The organism is uncultured Winogradskyella sp. (assembly GCF_963975125.1).
In the GTDB taxonomy this organism is placed as follows: Bacteria; Bacteroidota; Bacteroidia; order Flavobacteriales; family Flavobacteriaceae; genus Winogradskyella.
The window spans coordinates 1-3618 of the sequence record NZ_CAXBGB010000137.1; the positions used below are offsets into that span (position 1 = coordinate 1).

At 31.9% G+C, this 3618-nt stretch carries 3 protein-coding genes; all 3 read left to right on the forward strand.

Translation table 11 applies throughout. The features are described from left to right. The coding region (locus tag AAC053_RS13675) for an ATP-binding protein (protein ID WP_339757780.1) at positions 1-1740 on the forward strand (1740 nt) is incomplete at its 5' end. 438 nt (positions 1741-2178) lie between these two features. Next, positions 2179-2718, forward strand: a complete 540-nt coding sequence (locus AAC053_RS13680; protein ID WP_339757783.1) for a hypothetical protein — start codon at positions 2179-2181, stop codon at positions 2716-2718. Positions 2719-2918: 200 nt separating this feature from the next. Then, the gene (locus AAC053_RS13685; protein WP_339757786.1) at positions 2919-3536 is read left to right on the forward strand and encodes a hypothetical protein; all 618 of its coding nucleotides are present in this window, start codon (positions 2919-2921) and stop codon (positions 3534-3536) included. Positions 3537-3618 lie beyond the last annotated feature (82 nt).

The following is a 3618-nucleotide window of genomic DNA, read 5'->3' on the forward strand; positions in this document are numbered from 1 at the left end:
GAACTCGAAACCAAATACCAAACCGAAAAAAAAGAACAGGAAATTACCTTATTAAAATCCCAAAAGAAATTAGCAGAACAGCAAAAAAAGAACCAACGCAATTTATTTTTAGGTGGTTTGGGGGTTACAACCATCGCAGGATTATTCTTGTTTATTTTGTACCGAAACCGTCAAAAAACAAACACTAAATTAAAAGAACTGGATAAAATAAAATCTAATTTCTTTGCCAATATTTCGCACGAATTCCGCACACCGCTAACACTGATTGCCGACCCTATTAATGAGGCTTTAGATAATGACGCCTTATCAGATAAAAAACGACAACAATTTACGGTTGCCCAACAAAATTCTGAACGCTTATTATCACTCGTCAATCAAGTATTAGACCTCTCAAAAATTGATGCAGGACAGTTAAAATTACATATTCAAAATGATAATGCCCTTAAACTTATATCTGCTTTAAGCGCGTCTTTTTCATATTCAGCAAAACAAAAAGGTATTAGCTATTTAGTAAACATAGAAGAAAAGGAAGAAAACGTTTGGTTTGATAAAGATGCCGTTGAAAAAATTACAATCAATCTATTATCAAATGCTCTAAAATACACACCAGAAAACGGATCAGTGACCTGCAATGCTTACACAGATAATAATAGATTATTTTTCGAAATAAAAAACACAGGAAAAGGTTTATCAAGTGAAGACCTAAATAATATTTTCGAACGGTTTTATCAATCAAACGAACAAAATCAAGGCACAGGAATTGGTTTAGCGCTAGTTAAAGAATTGGTAGAATTACACAAAGGCACCATTAGCGTTAACAGCGTACCAAACGCGTGGACTACATTTACAGTAACCCTTCCAGTAGATAAAAATAGTTTTAAAAATGAAGAATTTGTAGGCACCACTTCAACAGGAGCTATTAGAAAAACACCTATTCCTTCTCATTCTACAAATGAAAATGCTGAAGAATTTACAGATAGCGAGTTGCCTATTTTATTAATTGTTGAAGATAATGCCGATTTAAGAACATTATTAAAACAAACTTTTGATACAAGGTATAATGTGATGACGGCATCAAATGGGAAAATTGGAGTTGAATTAGCTTTAGAACATATTCCAGATTTGATAATTTCGGATATTATGATGTCTGAAAAAGATGGTATCACACTTACAAAAGAGCTTAAAACCGATGAACGCACTTCCCATATCCCCATTATTCTACTTACGGCGAAAGCAGAAGTGGAAAGTCAGTTTGAAGGCATTAATACTGGAGCCGATGATTATATAACAAAACCTTTTGACAAGAAATTACTCAAACTAAAAGTTGAAAAGCTAATTGAATCCAGAAAAAAACTACAATTACGATACAGTCAGGAAATTGTATTAAGACCAAAAGATATTGCCATTACCAATATTGATGAAAGATTTCTAGAAAAAGTGCAAGTTGTACTCGACCAAAATTTAGTAGAATCGTCTTTTAGTATAGAAGCGTTTAGTAAAGCAGTAGGCTTAAGCAGAATGCAATTACACCGAAAAATTAAAGCCTTAACAGGTTTATCTGCATCAGAATTTATTCGTTCTCAACGTTTAAAACTGGCAGCACAATTACTTAAAAAATCTGATATTAATATTTCTCAAGTTGGATATACCGTTGGTTTTAATGACCATTCTTACTTTACAAAGTGCTTTAAAGAAGCCTATAACTGCACACCTACTGAGTATTCCAAACAACACTCTTAATTAAATTACCTCATAGAAAAAACTTCCTTTTTTTATAATGTTACATCAGTTACAGCTTTTGTTACATACGTCATAACGTTCTCACTTTCTACATTTTACTTTTACAACATCCTAATTAATAGCACATTAAAAAATCTCGTTATAACCAGCGAGTTTTAAATTAGGTATTAGTTTTTATAACTAAAATGAAACCTAAAGTCATAAAATCGACTGCTGAAATAAAAAGGTAAAATGGTTAAAAAGAAAAAAACCTTTGAAGGTGAATTAGACCACTTCCCTAAGCATAAAATTTACCTAAATGTGAACCATTTGGAGAAAGGTATATATACTTTAAAAATTATTCACAAAAATAAAATTATAAAGAAAACCAGTTTCAAAAAATGAATGATTATAAGTTCAATAAACCAAATTAATATAAATAAATAAAAATTAGAAATCATGAAAATTAACACAGTAAAAAAGACTTTAAAAGCTTACTCACTATTTTTTTTAGTAATCTTAACAACAATGTTATCCTGTTCAAAGGATGATGATTCGCCTTCGGAAACCATTGTTGAAATTTGGGTCTTGATAAGTAGTACCAGTGAAAATAACTATGATATCAACAATGATGGGACGGCAACTAATAATATTGAGCTAGAAACAAATTGTTCTAATAACACAACTTTAGAATTTAATAGCGATGGCGCTGGCACCCAAGAAATTGAAGAATTCATAAACATAGAATATAATGAAACCGCCGATACGTTCACTACTACTTGTTTAACACCAGCTAATCTTAATGTTGATGCAGTAAGCCAATTAACTTGGGTACAAAATAATAATGCAAGATCATACACTTCAAATGGTGTTACTTATGAAGGTACCGTTTCAGGTTCTCAATTAACAGTTATTATACCAAATGGGTTTTTGATTGGGGATGGAATGGGGCAAATTTATTTACAAGAAGATTTGACGCTCGTTTTTCAGCAACAATAAAAACTAAGTTACTAAGCCTTTTACCATGCTAAAGCAAAAAAGCTCTATAAGTATTGGATGTTTATGTTAAAAGGTTTAGTACTAGAAATGAATATAAATAATGCCTCTAAATGTAAACCATTTAGAGAATGGCAATTACACTTTAAAAATAGTGCACAAAAATAAAGTGATAAAAAGAACAACGTTTAAAAAATAGAATCATGAAAAAACTGATACCCATTTTAATGTTATGCGCAATTATGCTTTCCTGCAGAGAAAGCAACAAAAAAGAACAGAGTAATGAAGCGAATACAGAAGAAATTATTACCCAGACCACTAAAAAAACAACCAATAAAACTGCCGATAATGCTACCTTTTTGTGCAAAATAAATGGCGTGGATTGGGCATACACGTCAAGCGATGGCATCGTGTCGCGAAATAGCTCCACCAAAGTACGTACAGCTACCATTGGTTTTAGAAAGCAATTGGAAAAAGGCTATGAATCCATTCAGCTGGAATATGATGTCGATAAAAAGGTCTTAAATAATGTTTGGGTACAATTAAAACGCCCTGCTAAAGACGGAAAACTAATAACTGCGTTTTACACACAGTATGGTGATAAAATAGATCTTGATCCAAAAGCTCGTTTATCTGGTACTGTTTCTTTAAATGAAGATACTCGAAAAGCTTCGGGAACTGCTGAAATTATCATTTCAAATGACCATGAACAAGACCAACTCTCCAATCTGGAGGATTTACTCATCACCATTTCAGGGTTAAGTTTTTCGGAAGTATCGTATTCTGATACAGACGATTTAAAAAAATTGATGAAAAAATAACTTGACATGAAAACTATAAATCAAACCAATAGAAGACGTTTTTTAAACAAACTTATAAAAGGAGCTGCCTTCGGAACATTAG

Coding starts and splice junctions, on each gene's coding strand:
- AAC053_RS13685 (WP_339757786.1), top strand. CDS start 2,919: ATGAAAAAACTGATACCCATTTTAATGTTATGCGCAATTATGCTTTCC.
- AAC053_RS13680 (WP_339757783.1), top strand. CDS start 2,179: ATGAAAATTAACACAGTAAAAAAGACTTTAAAAGCTTACTCACTATTT.